The organism is Polaribacter sp. (assembly GCF_965656025.1).
Classification (GTDB): domain Bacteria; phylum Bacteroidota; class Bacteroidia; order Flavobacteriales; family Flavobacteriaceae; genus Polaribacter.
On record NZ_CBFHJT010000073.1, the window covers coordinates 11,871 to 14,279 of the forward strand.

A 2,409-nucleotide genomic window follows, 5' to 3' on the forward strand; every position below is an offset into this window, starting at 1 on the left:
GCTTGGGCCTAAATTTCCAGGATAATTTCCTACAGCAGGTATATCGCCTGCTTGTGGTATTTCATTTACACCATTTTCTGTACTTAACAAAATGTGCTGGTCTTGTGCACCATTATTAATAGCGGTGTGACTATGAGAAGGTATTTCCAGAATGTTTAAAGTGTGTGTTTCTTGTCCACCTCTTGCGCCTAAAAGTCTAGGAGTTAATCCATTGCCATTACCATAATGCATGGGTACTCTACCTCTTAAATCTGGTAAGGCAAAAGTTGTTCTTCCATCTCCACCATAAGTGGTCCCTATAATAGAAAATAAAGCTGTGTTTTGTGCAATAGGCATTAATTGACCGTCACATTTAGCCCATCCTCTAATAGTAAAGTTTCCTACAAATGCCATAATTTGTCCAATAAATGGTTCCATAATAAATAAATTTTTAAGTTAATAAGTTTCGTTTGTATATTTTATACATTCCAAATTTATATTTATACTTTGAGGTACTTTAGAGCGTAAGTTCTTAAAAACTAAAAAGGGTATATCTACTTATAAAACAAGTATATATACCCTTTAAAAAAAAGTAAAAGTAGATTTATAAATGAAAATCTGGTGTAATTTCTATGAGTTTCTTTTGTATGCCATAGATTACTAAACCAGCTACGTTTTTAGATTGTGTTTTTAAAAGTAAGTTATTTCTGTGCCCTTCTACAGTTCTTGGGCTAATAAATAATTTATCGGCAATTTCTGCAGTGGTATATTGTTCGCAAATGAGTTCTAATACGTCTATTTCTCTTTTAGATAAAAGTTTTTTGTCTAAATCGCTTTTAATACGTTTTCCACTAGAAGAGATAATATTTTCGTGTATAATTTTGAGTACTTTTTCATCGTAATAAAACCCTTTTTCATATACCTCGTTTATGGTATGCACCACCATTTTAGGGCTTGTATTTTTTAATAAATAGGATGATGCACCAACATCTATCATATTGGTGATAAAAGATTTACCATCGTAACTTGTAAGTGCAATTATTTTAATATTTGGATGTGTTTTGTGTATCATTTTTGTGGCTTCTACGCCATTCATTTCTGGCATTTTTAAATCCATTAAAATAACATCAGGAAACTCTTCTGTTGTGGTAATAAAATCTACCAATTCTTTTCCGTTTTCTGCTTCAAAGATGATGTTAAAATTTTGCTCTCTAGAAAGTAAAAATTGCATACCGCTTCTAAAAAGTTGCTCATCATCTGCAATTACTATATTTATTTTTTTCATCTTTTAGGGGCTTTTTTTAAATTTCTATGTCTATTTGAAAACCTTTATTTTCTTCGGTTTTTATGGTGTATTTACCTTGTAAAAGGGCAATTCTACTTTCAATATTTTTCATACCTAGACCTTTTTTATGTTGTATTTTTTCTTGGTCAAAACCAATACCATCATCTGAATAAGTAAAAAAGAGCTTGTTATTTTCTAAGGTTATCTTTATTTGGCTATTTTTTGCTTTACCATGTCTTACAGAGTTGTTAATTAACTCTTGTACAATTCTAAAAAAATGTAATTCGTTTTGAGGCGAAAGATGTTTTTTAGGATATGCAATACTATATTCAATATGTATTTTTCTGCTGTTGCTAAAAGAATCTGCCAGTTCTTCTATAGCATCTTTTAAACCAAATTTATCTAGAATAGGAGGTAAAAGATTGTGTGCAATTTTACGCGCACTTTCTAAAGTTTTACTGGTGGTTTGTAAAATACTATCGTTTACTTTTAGATATTCATCTGAGGTTAATTCTCCATCTTTTAAAAGATTTGCATTTAGGTTGATTACGTTTAGTTTAGAGCTAATATCGTCATGTAAATCTTGTGCAATTCTAGTACGTTCTTTTTCTTGGGTAATAATTATAGATTGTATGATTTCTTTTTGGTGATTAATTTCTATGGTTTTCTTTTCTAATTCTTTTTGTACAATTTTTTTTCTAGAAAAAAAGAAAAACAGCAACAAGCCTACTGCCATCAACAATAATACGCAAACACCAATTACTATAATTATTATCACTTGATCTTCTTTTGCAAACAATTCTTCCATTAGGGGGATATTATTGATAGTTGTAAATTTAAGAAAAATAGTTTTCTTTAAAGGTAAGTATTTGAATTATAAAAACTTACTTGTTTTTTGAAACAGGTATTTATACGTGTTTTTTATGATGATGCCTTTAAAAGTCTTTTGGGTCTAAAATTTTTAAACCACTCTACAAAAATTAAAATTTGAAACACCAAATACAAAATACTATTTAGTTGCCATACAACTAATTTAAGCTCTCTAGAACCAATATTACCTAAGGTAAATAACAAGGTGCTACAAAGTGTATATAAAAAGAAACCCGTATTAAAATAAATATATCTTTTAGATGAAAATTGTTCTA

The 2,409-nt window shown here is 29.2% G+C and carries 3 protein-coding genes and 1 pseudogene; all 4 read right to left on the bottom strand.

Going from position 1 to position 2,409, the window contains the following annotated elements; translation table 11 throughout:
* The coding region (locus ACTG3S_RS12335) for a phage tail protein (RefSeq protein ID WP_439129651.1) at positions 1-417 on the bottom strand (417 nt) is incomplete at its 3' end.
* A 166-nt stretch (positions 418-583) separates the two neighbouring features.
* Positions 584-1,264, bottom strand: a complete 681-nt coding sequence (locus ACTG3S_RS12340; RefSeq protein ID WP_439129652.1) for a response regulator transcription factor — start codon at positions 1,262-1,264, stop codon at positions 584-586.
* Between the two features lie 16 nt (positions 1,265-1,280).
* Positions 1,281-2,072 carry a sensor histidine kinase gene (locus ACTG3S_RS12345; RefSeq protein WP_439129653.1) on the bottom strand — a complete coding sequence of 264 codons (792 nt, stop codon included), beginning with the start codon at positions 2,070-2,072 and terminating at the stop codon, positions 1,281-1,283.
* Between the two features lie 113 nt (positions 2,073-2,185).
* A pseudogene (locus ACTG3S_RS12350) lies at positions 2,186-2,409 on the bottom strand (hypothetical protein); the annotation flags it as partial.

What these genes read in the sequence shown, in the direction of transcription:
- ACTG3S_RS12340 (WP_439129652.1), bottom strand. Translation starts at nt 1,264, where the DNA reads ATGAAAAAAATAAATATAGTAATTGCAGATGATGAGCAACTTTTTAGA.
- ACTG3S_RS12345 (WP_439129653.1), bottom strand. Translation starts at nt 2,072, where the DNA reads ATGGAAGAATTGTTTGCAAAAGAAGATCAAGTGATAATAATTATAGTA.